Raw genomic sequence first — 15,516 nt, 5'->3', positions numbered from 1 at the left:
GAGAACGGCAATGAAGCACCTCATCCCCGGTATGGAAAGCCAAGAGCGCTTTGAGCTGCTAATCAGCTTCACCGATATCACATCAGAGCCAATGATCAGCGCCTTGCAGGATCACTATGTGAAGGGGCACCCGGCCAGCGTGGCCGCCAAAATTAACGGCATAGACCCAGGCAACCTCAGCACTAACCAGAAATCAATGGAACAAGTTGCCGCCCGCATCGAGCGCGTGAAGGAGCTCGACTGGCAGCGCTTTGGCTATAAGGCAACGAATAGTTGTGGGTTAACCAACAAGGAGGCTGCTCGATGAGTTACCAAATTATCTATGCTGACCCGGCCTGGAAATTCAACGACCAGAACCAGAACGGCAACCGAGGCGCCAGCTGTAAGTATGACGTTATGAGCCTTGAGCAAATGAAGGCCATGCCGGTTGCTGATATGGCAGCGGCTGATTGCACCCTGTTCATGTGGCACGTTCCCGCCATGCCATTGGAAGCACTGGAACTGGTAAAGGCTTGGGGGTTCACCCTTAAGACCATGAAGGCATTCACCTGGGTAAAGCTGAACAAACGCTTTTTCAACAACCTGCAGCGTGAATTTAGAGTCAGCCAGATTGACCTGCAAACCATGCCGGAAGAACAACTGCTGCAGTTGCTGATGGCCGCCGCCAAGATAGGCCTTGGGCACTGGACCCGAGGCAACACTGAGGATTGCCTGATTGCTGTCAGGGGTAAACCCAAGCGCCAGGGCAAGGGTGTGCGGCAACTCATTATCGAGCCGATACGCGAGCACTCACGGAAACCGGATTGCACCAGAGACCGCATTGTTGAACTGATGGGTGATCTGCCGCGGGTTGAGTTGTTCGCCCGTCAAAATCACCCTGGGTGGCATGCATGGGGTAACGAAGTTGAGCACTCAATCCCATTACTCACTGCCGGCAACAAAGCCGCTTAAGTACAGCAGGCTAGCTGAAAAGAGGATTTTCAAAGTGACACACATAAACAGCCATAGCATATTCAGAGGGGCCACCCAGTTCTCTCTAAACATAAACGATGATGAGCTGGTAATAGACAACTTCGCCGGAGGTGGCGGAGCCAGCACGGGGATTGAGCAGGCTATTGGCCGCCAGGTTGATATTGCCATCAACCATGATCCTGATGCGATTGCGATGCACAAAACCAATCACCCGCTGACCAAACACTACTGCGAGAGTGTTTGGGATGTTGATCCTGTGGACATTTGTGCAGGTCGGCCTGTAGGCCTGGCCTGGTTCTCACCTGACTGCAAACACTTTTCCAAAGCCAAAGGCGGCAAGCCGGTAGAAAAGAAGATCCGGGGCCTTGCCTGGGTCGCTGTGCGTTACGCTGCCACGGTAAAGCCTCGCATCATCATGCTTGAGAATGTCGAGGAGTTTAAAACCTGGGGGCCTGTGGTTGATGGTGTTCCGTGTCCAAAGCGCAAAGGCAAAACCTTTGACAGTTTTGTCAATTCACTCAGACACCTTGGCTATCATGTGGAGTGGCGCGAGCTGCGCGCCTGTGACTATGGCGCCCCGACAATTCGCAAGCGCTTCTTTTTGATAGCCCGTTGTGACGGACAGCCAATCGTGTGGCCAACACCTACTCATGGCAACCCTGCCAACCCACAAACCAAAGAACAAGGGCTTAAGCCGTGGCGAACAGCTGCTGACTGCATTGATTGGTCAATCCCATGCCCAAGCATATTTGATCGAAAACGCCCGCTGGCAGAAAAAACCATGGCAAGAATTGCCAAAGGAATACAGCGGTTTGTGATTGAAGCCAGCGAGCCATTTATAGTCACTTGTAACCACAGCGGTGACGGATTTAGAGGTCAAGGGTTAAAAGAACCCATGAAAACCATTTGTGCCAGCCGGGATGCTCACGGGCTTGTTACGCCAATTTTGGCGCCACTTATCACCGAACATGCCAATGCCAGCAGTCAGCGCAATATGCCTGCTGGGGAACCGCTGCGCACCATCTGCGCCGAGGTGAAAGGAGGTAACTTTGCTGTGGTGTCGGCATTTCTGGCCAAACACTATGGAGGTAACTACACCGGAGCTGGCGCCGAACTTTCCGAGCCACTGCACACAGTGACCACGGTAGACCATCACGCCCTGGTGACAGCACAGCTGAGTAAGTTTCACGGTAAAGACGCAGGGGGCGAGATCACTGACCCGCTACCAACCGTGCTCACCAAAGCCAAACAGGCGCTGGTTACCAGCTCACTGGTAAAGCTTCGCGGTACCTGTAAACACGGTCAGCCTGTTACAGAACCCATGCCAACCATCACCGCAGGCGGCACCCATGTGGGTGAGGTGCGAGCCTTCCTGCTTAAATACTACGGCACCAACATCGGCCACGCTGCCGATGAGCCATTGCAAACCATCACTACCAAGCACCGCTTCGGGCTGGTCATGGTACGCGGAGAGCCTTACCAGATTGTGGATATTGGTATGCGCATGCTGGAGCCGCACGAGCTATTTGCAGCTCAGGGATTCCCTACCGATTACATCATTGATGTGGATTACACCGGCAAACGGTATCCCAAGGCAAAGCAAGTGGCACGCTGTGGTAACTCAGTGCCACCGCCATTGGCTGAGGCTTTGGTATCAGCCAACTTTGTTGAAACATCCAAGTCAGCTGTAGCAGCCTAAGGAGCCAATATGGACCAGATAGCAGAACTCTACAAACAAGGCCTGAGCTTTGAACGAGTAGCCGCTGAACTGCAGTTGCCTGTTCATCGAGTAAAGCGCCACCTGCAAAGACTGGGGATCACCCGCTCACGTATAGAGGCGGTGGCCATCGCCAACAAGCAACGCCAGCAAGAGCAGCGGCCGAGTTACTTAGACGTGGCAGAACGAAAGGAGGCGGCCCCTTATGCCCGCTTCCTGCATCAAATGGATCAAGCCAAAAAGAGGGCGGCGTGATGAACAAAATTGAATCAACAATGGTTGAAATGATCTCCTGCGCAAATGAAAACGGATACCACAACCATGCCGAAGGGATTCAAGAAGCTCTGGATCGAATACTTGATGAAGGGATGCTTACTGAACTGTACGGCGACGCATGGTATGACGGCTTTATGGCCGCAATCAAAGCAGCGAAAAGTCATGACGTAGAGTGCTACACCGAATCTGATGTACTCCAATTCTCTGAAGTCGCTGAAAGCGAGTGGAACGGAACTTCAAAAAACCGCATGGCCTGGCACCAATTATCAAAACCGCCCCAAGAGTCCGGGCGCTACACAGTACACAGCAGTTACGGTGTCCGAGATGCTTACTTCACGACTGGACTCACCCAAGGTGACTTCAGGTGGCAGGACTGCGAAACCGGAAACGATGAAGGAATGGAGAACATGGAGGGCATTGTGTACCAGGTTTTTTCATGGACACATATGCCCACGCCAGACACTAATGGTGGTGACAAATGAATCCACGAATTCTAAAGAAACTCACCAAGAAAGCTGACGTGTTGATTCAGGCTCTTGGTGTTAGCGTTTATGGCAATCGCTGCGTTATTGGGGAACGTGAAGGATACGGTTTTGAAACCAGTGTCAAAGTAGAGCGCAAGCACCTTGAGCGCTGGAGCGGAAAACTAAACAGGTACGGCTACTTCGTTCAGCTCACTGGAACTGTTGGCTACGGCGAAATGACTGGTTACTACGAGCGCGAATGGTCTGACTTGGATGCATGGTCAATCATCAAGTCATACGTAGTCGAATCGTTTGACGACTGGAAAAACGCTCCTGATGGCGAATGGCCAATTAACACATGCCCACGGCGCGTAAAGGCAAACCCTGCTGGTATCCTGCGCTATGCCAGGAGTATGACAAAGAAAGGCGGTGAGTGATGTTGGTTTACAGGGTCCAAGACAAGCGAGGCCGAGGGCCGTTTTGTCCAGGGTGGGCCGTTAAGTGGATCGAGCCAAGCGCTCTTTATTAACCAACTATCCGGAATTCCCGGATAGTTTCCTTAAAACCATTAATAGCGGAAATTGAGAGAAGCTTATGATTACAGAAAAAGAGCTTAAGTTAGTTGATGAATTGCGGGTTAAACAAAACCGTCTAAAATCAGCACTGAACAGCTTCGACAGTCAGTATGTCAAAACGGTTGTTGGACTTGTAAGCATTAACGCTGCTTCATCATCTTCGGTAGATAAAAGCGATCATTCCGATTTTTTCCAAACCGAATTGGCTGTCATTCGTGATGAGCTGACAGTACTGGCTAAAGCCAAGCTCAGCCATAGTCTGAAAGAAATTGAGTTGGAACTTTCAAAATACATCGGCGAACCTGCCTGATAATGGTTCTACACTGAACAATTCAAATCAACTAACCACTATTAACCGGCCCGGGCACCTGTCCTGGTTTAATTTTACCAATCAAGGAGGTGAGTGATGCGAATATGCAACAGCTGTGATTGGCAAGTTCGAGAGAATGATTGTGTTTCCGTGGGTAATGTTGGTCCACTATGTCCAGAATGCAACGAAACCACTCACGAAGGCCGCAGACACGACTGGGATGATGATGCAATTTGCAGAAAGTGCGGACTAGACGGGGCTGAAGCTGACTATTATAGCAAGCGCGGATACGCCCACGAATATCCAACACTGCATGATTGTCCAGAGACTAGGCGCTAACTGAAAAGCCCAGGCATTAGCTTGGGCTTTTATTTATGCTTAAATACGGAGTACCCACGACATAGATTCTGGGCCGAGCCGAAGGGGAACTCTACCGTGTTGTTATGTTGCGGAATTAAAAAGGAACCATTGTATGAACCTACAAATATTTTTTATTGGCTTGTTCTTTGGAATTGCCGAGATATGGTATTTCGGTTGGAACATGACACCGCAAAGCGATGCTGAGATGATCTGTGACGGAATAGCATTACTGATATTAGCACTGGCCTTCATTGTGCCAAAGCGAGCAACACAACCCCGAGGTAAGTGAGGCGCGATTTTTACGCATCCCGCCCCGGCGGGTTTTTCATTCATTCTTCATCTGAACTGGAGTAATCTCAGTTTGGAATCGAGCATGCTTTTCCAGCATAAAGGACTCACCGCGATACTCAATACAGGGATATGCAACTGTGAACCACACTTCTTCCTTGCAGTTTGAACAGGCATGCTGCCACATTTTGGGATTTGAGTGGATGACTCTTGACCCTGGTATCACTCGCATATAGCCGCGCTTACAGTGCTCACACACCATTTCTACCAGGTCAGCTGATATTGGTTTTCGCCTCTGCATTATAAGTTCTTCAGTTCTTCTTTTAACGCAGATATCTGCCGGTCGATAGAAGTCACCCTAGAGTCAGCGGCCTGAGATATTGCAGCCATTTCCTGAGCCAGGCTTTGTTCCCAGTTGGCGCCGGCTAAATTATTGGCAGCATAGTTTCTGCTGTGCTGCAGCTGCTTGATGCGCCGATCCCTGTCCTTAAACACCTTGCGCCTGTCGTTCTCAAGCTGATCAATCTTCCGCTGTATGTCCTGCCCTTTAACATAGCTGTCGATATCATCACGCAGGCCAGAGAGGTTTTCTGCTCCAGTTGATTCCTGCCGACTTACAACACTGCCGACATTGCTTAGGTCCAGTTCTTCTGATTCAGCCGCGCACGGATCCTGAGAGAAGATCACCTTCCCGTCAATCTCACATTTAAACACCGCAGCTTGAGAGCATGGCACCAAGAATAGTGCCGATAGCAAGATGATTTTCCCGTCCATAGATCCACCTATTATCTGACCAATAGATAATAACACCAGCTTAACAAGCTGGGTACCCATGAGCAAAGACCATCAGCAGCCAGGTGCCCAATAGGCACCCATGAAAAACACAACCCTTTATACAGACTGGCTTACAGCTTGATATCGCACCAATCCAGCATGGGGGCAATGGAAAAACGGCGGTTGGCATCGATAGGGCTTGGCATTAACGGATCCGGTACGCAAAAATGGGCCGCTATTTTACCCTCTGTGGCCATAAAACGACAGCCGCAGATGAATCCCTCTCATAAACCCGAATCAAAGGTCATTCTGTTGTCGCCGAAGACTTTTGACCCGAGTTACTCAAACTCTGTCTCTATCCCGGCATAAATCAACAACATTTCAGCCAGCGAGCTCACCTGCATGCCCTTCATCAGGTTGGATCTGTGGATCTCCACTGTGCGCATGGCGATGCAGAGTTCGTCGGCTATCTGCTGGTTCTTATAGCCCTTGGCGATGAGATGCAATATCTCTTTCTCTCTCGGAGTCAGCGCCTGGTAGATGCCTTGCAGCTTTCGGCGTTTGGCGATTTCGGCAGAGTGACTCAGCGCCTTGGTGACCGCCTCGGCGAGGCGAGCACCATCGGCGGGCTTTTGAAAAAAGTCCACCGCGCCGGATTTAAGCGTATCCACCGCCAGCGGCACGTCGCCATGGCCGGTGAGAAAGATCACCGCCAGCGGGCTATTACGCTCGTTGAGCAGCTGCTGCAGCTGCGCCCCACTGAGCCCAGGCATACGCATATCGAGGATCAGGCAGCCGGGCAGATCCAACAGCTGCGCCTTGAGAAAATGCTCTGCATCTTCAAAGGCCTGCACCTCAAAACCATATCCTTCCAGCATAAATCCCAACGAGCGCCGCACCGAATCATCGTCATCCACCAGATAGACTGACTGACGCTTGTCATCGGTCGGTGAACTGTTTTGGGCAGCAAATTGTCCCGGCATTTTTCTTTCTCCTTGGCAAAACGAGTTTAAGCCAGCACCACTGTGACCAGACAACCGCCCTCAGGCGGCTGCAGCAGACTGATGCTGCCGCCATGGCTCTCGGCGATTTCGCGGCAGATCACCAGCCCCAGCCCCAGGCCATCTGTCTTGGTACTGGTAAAGGCCTGCATCAGGCTCTTGCCATCCTGTTTAAGCCCTGGGCCATTATCCTGCACTTCCAGCAAGAGCTTGCCGGGCTGGGATTGATAATCCAGCCGCAGCGCAATAATTCGCTCGGCTTTAGGCTCTTCAGCCAAGGCTTCGATGGCATTCTTAAGCAGATTCAACAAGAGTTGCTGCATGGCGACCGTATCCAGTTGCATGGGGCTTTCTTCGCCGACAATCTGCCAATCGACGCGGATCGCTTGTTTCTCCAGTTCATGCCCCAGCAGAGTCAGCGTCTCGCTCAGCAAGGGGCTGAACGGCTGCAACTGTTTTTGCGGCGGGCGCTTTTTCAAAAGCCCCCTGAGCCTTTGAATGATACCGTGGGCGCGGCCAACTTCAGCCTGTATCTGTTCCAGTGCCAGCGGCAACTTGTCCAGTTGCCCCTGTTGCAGCCTGACACTGGCGCCGTGGCAATAGTTGCCTATGGCCGCCAAAGGTTGGTTCAGCTCATGGGCCAGGCTGGCGCCCAGTTCACCGGCCACCGCCGCCCGCTGGGCATGTTCCAGCAGACTGAGGTTTTCACTCAGTTGCCGTTGGGCCTTGGCCAGTTCCCGGCCGCGGCGGCTGAAACTGTATTCGAGCCAGAAGTGATAACCGTTGAGCAGCACCAGCAGCGCCAGCAAGCTCCAGCCCCAATGACTGTGGGCCTTGAGCCACTGCAGCGCCCTTTGCCACCAAGGCGCCTGCAATGGGTGCAGGTCCAGATCCTTGAGCAGCTTATCAATGGCCAGTTGACTGACCGCCGTGGTCCACCCCAGCGAGCCGGACATTTTGGCCGCCTCACTGTCCTCCGGCAGTGCCAACAAAGCCAGGGTCAATTGCTTGGCCAGCCCCTGGCCGGCACGGCTGGTCTTGGCCATGGACCAGTTGGGATAGAGGCGGGTCGACACCTCGCAGGCAAACCCTGCCGGCGCCTGGTTGTCCAGCACCCGATAGTGCCCGGCATCGATAAGCCCCTCCGCCGCCATCTGCTCCAATTGGCAGACTGGCACCACGGCGGCGTCTATGCTGCCATCGCGCAGGCGATAGAGCAGATTATCCAGCGGGAATCCCAAAGATTGGATCTCGGCCACATAGCTTGGCAGGTCTATCTGCTTGAGCCGCGCTTCATACACCAAGGTCAGGTAGCCGCCGAAGGCCTGGGTCGAGACTATCCCCAGGCGCTTGTGCCTGAGATCTTGCAGATGTTGCAGGCTGGACTCGCTTCTTACCACCAGCGCCGAACCCACCTGCATCGGCTCACCGGCATTGAGGCGGCTCTTGAGGGTCGCCAGCCAGCTTAAGGAGTATTGCCGCGCCAACAGCACAGATTGGCCCGGGTTGGTGATCACAAAGTCCAGCTCCTGGGCGGCCACCGCCTGCGACAGCTGCTCCAGCGTCAAAGGGTGCAGGCGAAAGTAATATCCCGGGATCTGCTGCTCGAGCCAATTCATGGTGGGTTGCCAGCGGTTGATGCTGTCGCTGTAGCCCCGGGTAGCCAACACACCTATATCCACCACCGCCTTATCGGTCAGCGCTCCAGTTGTTATGGCTGGGCCTGATAGCGGCAAAGGCTCAGTCGCTGCCGCAGCTGACGGCCAATGGCCGAGCAGTACAGTCGCAAACAGATAACACAGCAGATACAGGGTTCTCATCTCTTGATTTTGGCTCCGGTTAGGAAATGTAGCGGCCACAAGCGGCTGGGTCAGCATCAGTCTGCCCGCCATTCTAGCCTCAATTTCTTGCGCTGGATCAATAGCGGCCCCGATATGTGGAAAACCACTATAGAGACCAAGGGCGCCAGTTGCCGAGAATACAGGCAACAGGAGCCCGGTGGGTTTCCAATCACCGCAAGACTCAGGAGTCTGTATGGACAAGAGTAAACGTCAACTACTGGGGCAAATCGCCGCCATCAGCGCCGGAGCTGCGTTTTTGCCCGTCGCCCAGGCATCGACTTCCAAGCCCCAGGCAACCAGTGGCAAACGCTATGGCATGCTGATAGATCTGCGCCGCTGCGTCGGTTGCCAGGCTTGTACTGTCGCCTGCACCATAGAAAACCAACCCCCACTGGGACAGTTTCGTACCACAGTCAACCAGTATGAAGTGACCCAAGGGCAGGAAAGCGCCTTTATGATGCTGCCCAGGCTCTGCAACCACTGCGAAAACCCGCCCTGCATCCCGGTTTGCCCCACAGGCGCCACATTCCAGCGCCAGGACGGCATAGTGGTGGTCGACAGCCACTGGTGTGTCGGCTGCGGTTACTGTGTCCAGGCCTGCCCCTATGATGCACGCTTTATCAACCATGACACCAACACCGCCGACAAGTGCACCTTCTGTGCCCATCGGCTGGAGGCGGGCTTGCTGCCGGCCTGCGTCGAAACCTGTGTCGGTGAGGCCAGGATCATCGGCGATCTCAACGATCCCGGCAGCCAAATCAGTCGCATGCTGGCCGAGCACAGAGACGAGATCAAGGTACTCAAGCCCTCGGCCGAAACCTCGCCCTGCGTATTCTATCTGGGGATGACAGCCGCATTTGAAGAAAGGATCCGCGGCGAAGCGCCGGTTCGCAGCCTGATGACCGCCACTGGAGAGGAGTTGCACCATGGACATTAAAGAGATCTTGACCCCGGATATCGCCATCACCTGGTTACCCTGGGCGGTGCAATACTTCTTTATGATGGGACTGGCCTATTCCGCGGTATGGATTGCGGCGCTGACCATTATCCGCCCCGGCACCAAAGATAAGCGCCTGCTGACACTCTGCGGCAGCCTGATCCTCAGCACCGCCATTGTGGCACCTGTGGCACTCTTGGCCGATCTGCACCAACCCGCCCGCGCCTGGCACTTCTATATGCAGCTCAGACCGGATTCCTGGATGTGGTATGGCGCCTGGTTACTGCCGCTGTTTATGGCAGCGGCGCTGGCCTTTGCCTACCTCTTGCTGCGCCCTTCCCTTCCGACTCAGCCCAAAGATGGCTGGAGCCGCCTGGGATACTGGTTACGCCTGGGGAACTGGCAAGGTGATCCCTGGCTCAAGCCTCTGGCCTGGGTTGCCCTGCTCAGCGGCCTGAGTATCGCCCTCTACACCGGCATGGAAACCATGGCCATCAAGGCCAGGCCACTGTGGCACAGCTACTGGCTGCCGCCTCTATTCGCCGCCAGTGCCCTGGCCGCCGGCAGCGGCATGCTGATTTGGCTCAACCGCCTGTTCAATGGCCATAAGCAGGAGACCGACAAACAGCTGCTGCTCTGGCTGCGTGGCTCCTTCGCCCTGTTTGCCCTGTTGCTTATCGGCTGGGCTCTCAGTGGCGGCAACAGCGCCAATGAAGCCAGATTACTGCTCGGCGACAGTCCCAGTTGGCAACTGGCCGCTATCTGGGTGCTGGCCACCCTGGCCTTGTTGGCGCTGCTGCTGGCCTTCAGACATCTGCCCCGCTGGGCCTTGCTGTTTGGCAGCTTTGCCGCCATCCACCTGGCTTGGGGCTTTCGCTGGCTGGTGCTCATCCAGGCGCAGACAGATCCCAAGTATGGCGCCGGCACCTACTTCTATGAACTGCCCTGGGGCCCACAGGGGCTGCTGGGGATCCTGGGTACCTTTGGCCTATGGCTGGCCCTGATCACCCTGATTTCCGAACTGATACGTCAGTCTGCCACCGGACTGAAAGGAGCCGCATAATGGACAAGAGTAAGCGCCGTTTTATCAAAGGGGCTGCCATCACAGGTGGTACCGGACTGTTTGTTGCAGGCTACAGCCATACCCTGACCCAGCTAGGCAAGGGCCTGGTCAATGGCAGCTCGGGCAAAAACACCCAAGAAGCGATTCATGGCAACTCGCTGGCACCTGAGCTCAGGGTTGACCTGAATAGTGGCCAACTGAGCGCCAATGACAACCAGCGTCTGGCCAACACCATGTGTTTCGGCTGCTGGACCAAGTGCGGGGTACGAGCCCGTATCGATAATGAAACCGACAGCATTATCCGTATCAGTGGTAATCCTTATCATCCGCTGTCGGCCCGTGAACACCTGGACTTTGACACCCCGGTGCGCGATGCCCTGGTGTCCACCAGCGCCTGGCAGGAGCAGGGGCTTGCCGGGCGTTCCACCGCCTGCGCCCGCGGCAACGCCATGCTGGAGTTATTGGACAGCCCCTATCGGGTAACACGCTGCCTGAAACGGGTCGGCCCAAGAGGTTCGGGCCAGTGGCAGAGCATAGCCTTCGAGCAGTTGCTCAAGGAGGTTGTCGAAGGCGGCGATCTGTTTGGTGAAGGCCATGTGGATGGACTCAGGGCGATTCGCGATCTCAACACGCCATTGGATCCCGCCAACCCTGAATACGGCCCCAAGGCCAATCAGCTGTTGGTCAGCAACGCCTCGGATGAAGGGCGGGACACCTTGATAAAACGATTTACTTTCAACAGCTTCGGCACCCGTAACTTTGCCAACCATGGCTCTTACTGTGGCTTCAGCTATCGGGCCGGTGCCGGCGCCTTGCTGGACGATCTGAAAAAGTACGCCCACTTGAAACCGGACTGGGATCATGCCGAGTTTCTGCTGTTCATCGGCACTTCACCGCAGCAGTCCGGCAACCCCTTCAAGCGCCAAGCACGGCAACTGGCCAATGCCAGGGTCAACAACCGCAACTTCAGCTATGTTGTGGTTTCGCCCATGTTGCCCAACACCTCCAATCTGGCGTCGGCGCCGGACAATGTCTGGTTGCCGATCCGCCCGGCCACAGACGCCTCGCTGGCGATGGCCATGCTGCGCTGGATCATAGACAATCAGCGCTACAGCGCCGAGTTTCTCAGTGCTCCCAATGCCAAGGCCGCCAAAACCGCCGGTTTCCGCGGTTTCAGTAATGCTGGTTTCCTGGTGCATTCAGACCAGGCGCATCCGAGATACGGCCAATATCTGCGCGCCAGCGAATTGGGGTTGGCCTTCAGCGGCAAGCCCTTCGGTGATGAAGACCCCTTGCTGGTACTGGACGCCGTCAGCGGTGAACCCATGGCCGCCGAGGTCTGCCCCAAGGCGCAGCTCGAAGTGGACCGCAGACTCACAGGCCCAAATGGCCAGAGCCTGGCCTGCAAGAGCAGTTTCAGCCTGCTGGCCGAATCGGCCCGGCTCAAGACATTGGCGCAATACAGCGCCGAATGCGATGTGCCGGTCGATGAGATTGAGGCCCTGGCCAACAAGTTCACCAGCCATGGCAGCAAGGCGGCGGTGATCAGCCATGGCGGCACCATGAGCAGCGATGGCTTCTATACCGCCTGGGCCATCATGATGCTCAACGCCATGATAGGCAATATCAACCAAAAGGGCGGCGCGCTGGCCAAGGGCGGCACTTTCCCGGCCTTCGGCAAAGGCCCGCGCTACAATCTGGCCGAGTTTGACGGCATGGTACAGCCTAAGGGAGTATTCCTGTCACGCTCCCGTTTTCCCTATGAAAAAAGCTCGGAATACAAGCGCAAGCAGCAGGCCGGCGAGTCCCCCTACCCGGCCAGGGAACCCTGGTTCCCGATCTCGGCGCCCATGCTGAGCGAGCATCTAACCGCGGCGGTCAACGGTTACCCCTATTCGCTCAAGGCCTGGATCAACCATATGGGCAACCCTGTCTATGGCCAGGCCGGGCTCGGCGCCGCCATAGGCGAAAAACTCAAAGACCCCAAGGTGCTGCCGCTGTTTATCAGTATCGACAGCTTTATCAACGAAACCACAGCACTGTCCGACTATATAGTGCCGGATACCCTCACCTATGAGTCCTGGGGCTGGACCTCGGCCTGGCAGGGCACCATGACCAAGATAGCCACCGGCCGCTGGCCGATAGTCAAACCCAGGGTGGAACACACAGTGGATGGCGATCCCGTGTGTATGGAAAGCTTTCTTACCCGGGTTGCCATGGCGCTGGCCCTGCCCGGCTTCGGTGAAAACGCTGTGCAGGCCCATGATGGCACACGCCACCCGCTGACCCGCGCCGCCGACTTTTCTCTCTACGGCGCCGCCAACGTCGCCTGGTTGGGAGAGAAAGTCCCCGCCATCGGCAAGGAAGATCTCTATTGGTCCGGGGTTGCCAGGATCATTCCCGAACTCAAGGCCCGTCTCGGCGAAGAGGAAGCATCGAGAGTCGCTTATCTCTATGCCCGCGGTGGCCGTTTCGAATCAATGAACAAGGCCAGGGACGCCGAAGGCAACCCCGCCAAGGTCTGGCCCAAGCCGATGATGTTATGGAACCCTCAGGTGGGCAGTCGCCGTCACTCCCAGAGCGGCGAGTTTCTCAGTGGTTGTCCGCGCAGCTATGGTCAACGCCTGGCCGATGGCACAGAACTCAGGCAAGCCTTCGACCGCCAGTCCTGGCCCATGTTGCTGTCGAGCTACAAGTCACACACCATGAGCTCCATGAGTATCGGCTCTGACAGGCTCAGGCAGGTGCACCCCAATAATCCGGTGCGGATCAATAAAGACACGGCCCAAAGATTGGGGATAGCCACAGGGGATACAGTGAAAATCAGCACCCCCAACGGCAGTGTACTAGCACTGGTGGAATGCGTCGCCGGCGTGCACCCGGAGTGCATCGCCATTGAACACGGCTTTGGTCACAAGGAGCTCGGCGCGCGGGCATTCAGCATAGATGGCAAGCAGGTTGCTGCCAATCCGCTGATCCGCGCCGGGGTTAACCTCAACGATCTCGCAGTGCTGGATCCCAGCCGTTCGGGTTCCTACCCTCTGGTGGATTGGGCCAGCGGCGCCTCGGCCCGCCAGGGGCTACCGGCGAAAATCGAAAAAGTCTCCTGAAGCTCGCTCTGTGCCCGGTTTTTATACCGGGCACAGTTTTTCCGGGCAAGAAATCGCCACAGAGCCCAAGCCATTGTTCTAAGCTAATAAGAGTGTGATCCAGTGGGCGGGAGTGAAACCGCTTATGGATTAGCCTTACGCTATCTGCACTTCCCTAGGCAGCAAGAGGAACAAATCCGGCATGAATGTCACTTTTATCAATCCCTTTCTTCAGTCACTTCTCAATGTGGTTTCCACCATGGCCAACATGCAGTTGACCCCGGGTAAGCCCAGACTCAAGACAGACAACCTGGCCAAGGGCGATGTCTCCGGGCTTATCGGTATGGTGGGCCCGCAGACCAAAGGATCGCTGTCGATCACCTTTGAACAAGGGCTGATCCTGGAGATAATGCAAAATATGCTGGGAGAGAATCCCGGCAATATCAATGAAGAAGTGACAGATCTGGTGGGGGAAATCACCAACATGGTGACCGGCGGCGCCAAAAATCTGCTGTCGGACAAGGGCTATGAGTTTGAAATGGCCACCCCTGTGGTAGTTTCCGGCATAGGTCACAAGATTTCCCATCAGGCCCAGGGCCAGAAGATCATCATGCCTTTTGTCGCTCCCAAGGGCTCGGCCTACATAGAGATCTGTTTCGAGAATCAGTAATGACAAAGGGCGCCTCGGCGCCCTTTATTGTTTACCAACTCAATGGCATGACTCACTCAATCAAGGCAGACGGCCACTCTGGGAGTTAGCTTGGTCACCAGTTCATAGGCCACAGTTTCGATATGAGCCGCCACCTCTTCCACCGGTAACGCAGGCCCCCACAAGAGGGCATCATCACCGACCGCGTCCCGGGCATCCGGCCCCAGATCCACGGTCAGCATATCCATGGACACCCTGCCAACCACAGGCACCCGGCGACCATTGATCAGCACAGGCGTGCCCTCGGGGGCATTGCGAGGATAACCATCACCATAACCTATGGCCACCACGCCGAGACGGGTATCCCTTGATGAGCGCCAAAAACTCCCGTAGCCCACGCTCTCTCCGGCCTTGTGCTCGCGCACGGCTATCAACTGTGACACCAGACTCATGGCCGGTTGCAATTCGTGGTTGGCGCCTCTGTCACCGACCACGGGCGACACTCCATAGAGGGCGATACCCGGGCGGATCCAATTTTGCTGGCTGCTGGGCCAGTAGAGGGCACCGGCCGAGTTGGCCAGACTGCGGTCACCATCCAACCCGGCGGTGAGCTGGTTGAAATGCTCCAACTGCTTGCGGGTATAGTCATTGTCCGGCTCATCGGCACAGGCGAAATGGGTCATCAGATTGATGGGCTTAGCCACTTGCGGGCAATCCAGCAGCCGCTGATACACATCGCTAAACTCGTCGCTGCGAAAACCCAGTCTGTGCATGCCGCTGTCGACCTTGAGCCAAACCGTTACCGGCTTATTCAGCTTGGCCTGCTCCAGCATCTGCAACTGCGAGTTATGATGCACCACAGTGTCTATGTCATGCTCAACCAGCAGAGGCAACTCAGTACTGCGAAAAAAACCTTCGAGTAACAACAGCTTGGCCGTTACACCACCGGCCCTGAGTTCCAACGCTTCTTCGAGCCGCGCCAGACCGAAGCCGTCGGCACTGTTCAGGCTCTTGGCCACGTTCAGTGAGCCGTGGCCATAGCCGTTGGCCTTGACGACAGCAATAACTTTGCTGGCGGGCGCGATCTCACGCAGCCTGGCCAGATTATGTTGCAGCGCCCGGCTGCTAATCTCTGCTCTGGGAAAGGGTTTCAAAGCTTACCTTCAATCTTGGATTGGATGGCGCGCTCTCTGGCCGCGC

Annotated in this window: 17 protein-coding genes; 12 read left to right on the top strand and 5 right to left on the bottom strand. The window is 55.5% G+C overall.

Annotated features, from left to right (window positions below; genetic code table 11):
• The first annotated feature begins 10 nt into the window (after nucleotides 1–10).
• The 8 genes from HCX89_RS13785 (at nucleotide 11) to HCX89_RS13750 (ending at nucleotide 4,963) form a co-directional block, all read left to right on the top strand.
• The gene (locus HCX89_RS13785) at nucleotides 11–307 is read left to right on the top strand and encodes a PapB/FocB family fimbrial expression transcriptional regulator (RefSeq protein ID WP_144222208.1); all 297 of its coding nucleotides are present in this window, start codon (nucleotides 11–13) and stop codon (nucleotides 305–307) included.
• Nucleotides 304–951 carry an MT-A70 family methyltransferase gene (locus tag HCX89_RS13780; protein ID WP_167716403.1) on the top strand — a complete coding sequence of 216 codons (648 nt, stop codon included), beginning with the start codon at nucleotides 304–306 and terminating at the stop codon, nucleotides 949–951. The genes HCX89_RS13785 and HCX89_RS13780 overlap by 4 nt, the downstream gene beginning before the upstream one ends.
• A gap of 91 nt (nucleotides 952–1,042) precedes the next feature.
• Nucleotides 1,043–2,671: a DNA cytosine methyltransferase gene (locus tag HCX89_RS13775; RefSeq protein WP_368039298.1), complete on the top strand. Its 1,629-nt coding sequence runs from the start codon at nucleotides 1,043–1,045 to the stop codon at nucleotides 2,669–2,671.
• A gap of 9 nt (nucleotides 2,672–2,680) precedes the next feature.
• Entirely contained in the window at nucleotides 2,681–2,944 is a 264-nt protein-coding gene (locus tag HCX89_RS13770; RefSeq protein WP_167716399.1) for a hypothetical protein, read from the top strand.
• Nucleotides 2,944–3,447: a hypothetical protein gene (locus HCX89_RS13765; protein ID WP_167716397.1), complete on the top strand. Its 504-nt coding sequence runs from the start codon at nucleotides 2,944–2,946 to the stop codon at nucleotides 3,445–3,447. Before HCX89_RS13770 ends, HCX89_RS13765 begins: the two co-directional genes overlap by 1 nt.
• Complete coding sequence (locus HCX89_RS13760; RefSeq protein ID WP_167716395.1) at nucleotides 3,444–3,866, top strand: hypothetical protein; 423 nt, start codon at nucleotides 3,444–3,446, stop codon at nucleotides 3,864–3,866. Before HCX89_RS13765 ends, HCX89_RS13760 begins: the two co-directional genes overlap by 4 nt.
• A gap of 157 nt (nucleotides 3,867–4,023) precedes the next feature.
• On the top strand, nucleotides 4,024–4,314 hold the full coding sequence (locus HCX89_RS13755) for a hypothetical protein (protein WP_167716393.1): 291 nt from the start codon (nucleotides 4,024–4,026) through the stop codon (nucleotides 4,312–4,314).
• A gap of 472 nt (nucleotides 4,315–4,786) precedes the next feature.
• The gene (locus tag HCX89_RS13750; protein WP_167716390.1) at nucleotides 4,787–4,963 is read left to right on the top strand and encodes a hypothetical protein; all 177 of its coding nucleotides are present in this window, start codon (nucleotides 4,787–4,789) and stop codon (nucleotides 4,961–4,963) included.
• Between the two features lie 299 nt (nucleotides 4,964–5,262).
• On the opposite strand, the gene HCX89_RS13745 is transcribed toward HCX89_RS13750, so the two are convergent.
• The 4 genes from HCX89_RS13745 to HCX89_RS13735 all read right to left on the bottom strand — a co-directional run bounded on the left by HCX89_RS13745 (nucleotide 5,263) and on the right by HCX89_RS13735 (nucleotide 8,557).
• Nucleotides 5,263–5,796, bottom strand: a complete 534-nt coding sequence (locus HCX89_RS13745; RefSeq protein ID WP_254428389.1) for a hypothetical protein — start codon at nucleotides 5,794–5,796, stop codon at nucleotides 5,263–5,265.
• Nucleotides 5,797–5,867: 71 nt separating this feature from the next.
• Nucleotides 5,868–5,993: a hypothetical protein gene (locus HCX89_RS23005; protein ID WP_302476695.1), complete on the bottom strand. Its 126-nt coding sequence runs from the start codon at nucleotides 5,991–5,993 to the stop codon at nucleotides 5,868–5,870.
• A gap of 81 nt (nucleotides 5,994–6,074) precedes the next feature.
• Nucleotides 6,075–6,719, bottom strand: coding sequence for a response regulator transcription factor (locus HCX89_RS13740; RefSeq protein ID WP_167716389.1), 645 nt, complete (start codon nucleotides 6,717–6,719; stop codon nucleotides 6,075–6,077).
• 26 nt (nucleotides 6,720–6,745) lie between these two features.
• On the bottom strand, nucleotides 6,746–8,557 hold the full coding sequence (locus HCX89_RS13735; protein ID WP_167716387.1) for a PhnD/SsuA/transferrin family substrate-binding protein: 1,812 nt from the start codon (nucleotides 8,555–8,557) through the stop codon (nucleotides 6,746–6,748).
• 214 nt (nucleotides 8,558–8,771) lie between these two features.
• On the opposite strand from HCX89_RS13735, the gene dsrO reads away from it, so the two are divergent.
• From dsrO to HCX89_RS13715, 4 genes are all read left to right on the top strand, one after another.
• The gene (gene dsrO, locus HCX89_RS13730) at nucleotides 8,772–9,515 is read left to right on the top strand and encodes a sulfate reduction electron transfer complex DsrMKJOP subunit DsrO (RefSeq protein ID WP_025009348.1); all 744 of its coding nucleotides are present in this window, start codon (nucleotides 8,772–8,774) and stop codon (nucleotides 9,513–9,515) included.
• Nucleotides 9,505–10,578, top strand: coding sequence for an NrfD/PsrC family molybdoenzyme membrane anchor subunit (gene nrfD / locus HCX89_RS13725; protein WP_144220568.1), 1,074 nt, complete (start codon nucleotides 9,505–9,507; stop codon nucleotides 10,576–10,578). The genes dsrO and nrfD overlap by 11 nt, the downstream gene beginning before the upstream one ends.
• Entirely contained in the window at nucleotides 10,578–13,688 is a 3,111-nt protein-coding gene (locus HCX89_RS13720; protein WP_167716385.1) for a tetrathionate reductase subunit A, read from the top strand. Before nrfD ends, HCX89_RS13720 begins: the two co-directional genes overlap by 1 nt.
• Nucleotides 13,689–13,869: 181 nt before the next feature.
• Nucleotides 13,870–14,337 carry a chemotaxis protein CheX gene (locus tag HCX89_RS13715; protein ID WP_028779668.1) on the top strand — a complete coding sequence of 156 codons (468 nt, stop codon included), beginning with the start codon at nucleotides 13,870–13,872 and terminating at the stop codon, nucleotides 14,335–14,337.
• Between the two features lie 56 nt (nucleotides 14,338–14,393).
• On the opposite strand, the gene alr is transcribed toward HCX89_RS13715, so the two are convergent.
• The gene (gene alr, locus HCX89_RS13710) at nucleotides 14,394–15,470 is read right to left on the bottom strand and encodes an alanine racemase (protein WP_101054913.1); all 1,077 of its coding nucleotides are present in this window, start codon (nucleotides 15,468–15,470) and stop codon (nucleotides 14,394–14,396) included.
• Between the last annotated feature and the right edge of the window lie 46 nt (nucleotides 15,471–15,516).

It is taken from the genome of Shewanella sp. Iso12, assembly GCF_012030025.1.
Classification (GTDB): Bacteria; Pseudomonadota; Gammaproteobacteria; order Enterobacterales; family Shewanellaceae; genus Shewanella; species Shewanella algae.
The sequence above is the reverse complement of the archived record's forward strand: the minus strand, read 5'-3'. Positions and strand labels throughout refer to the sequence as shown.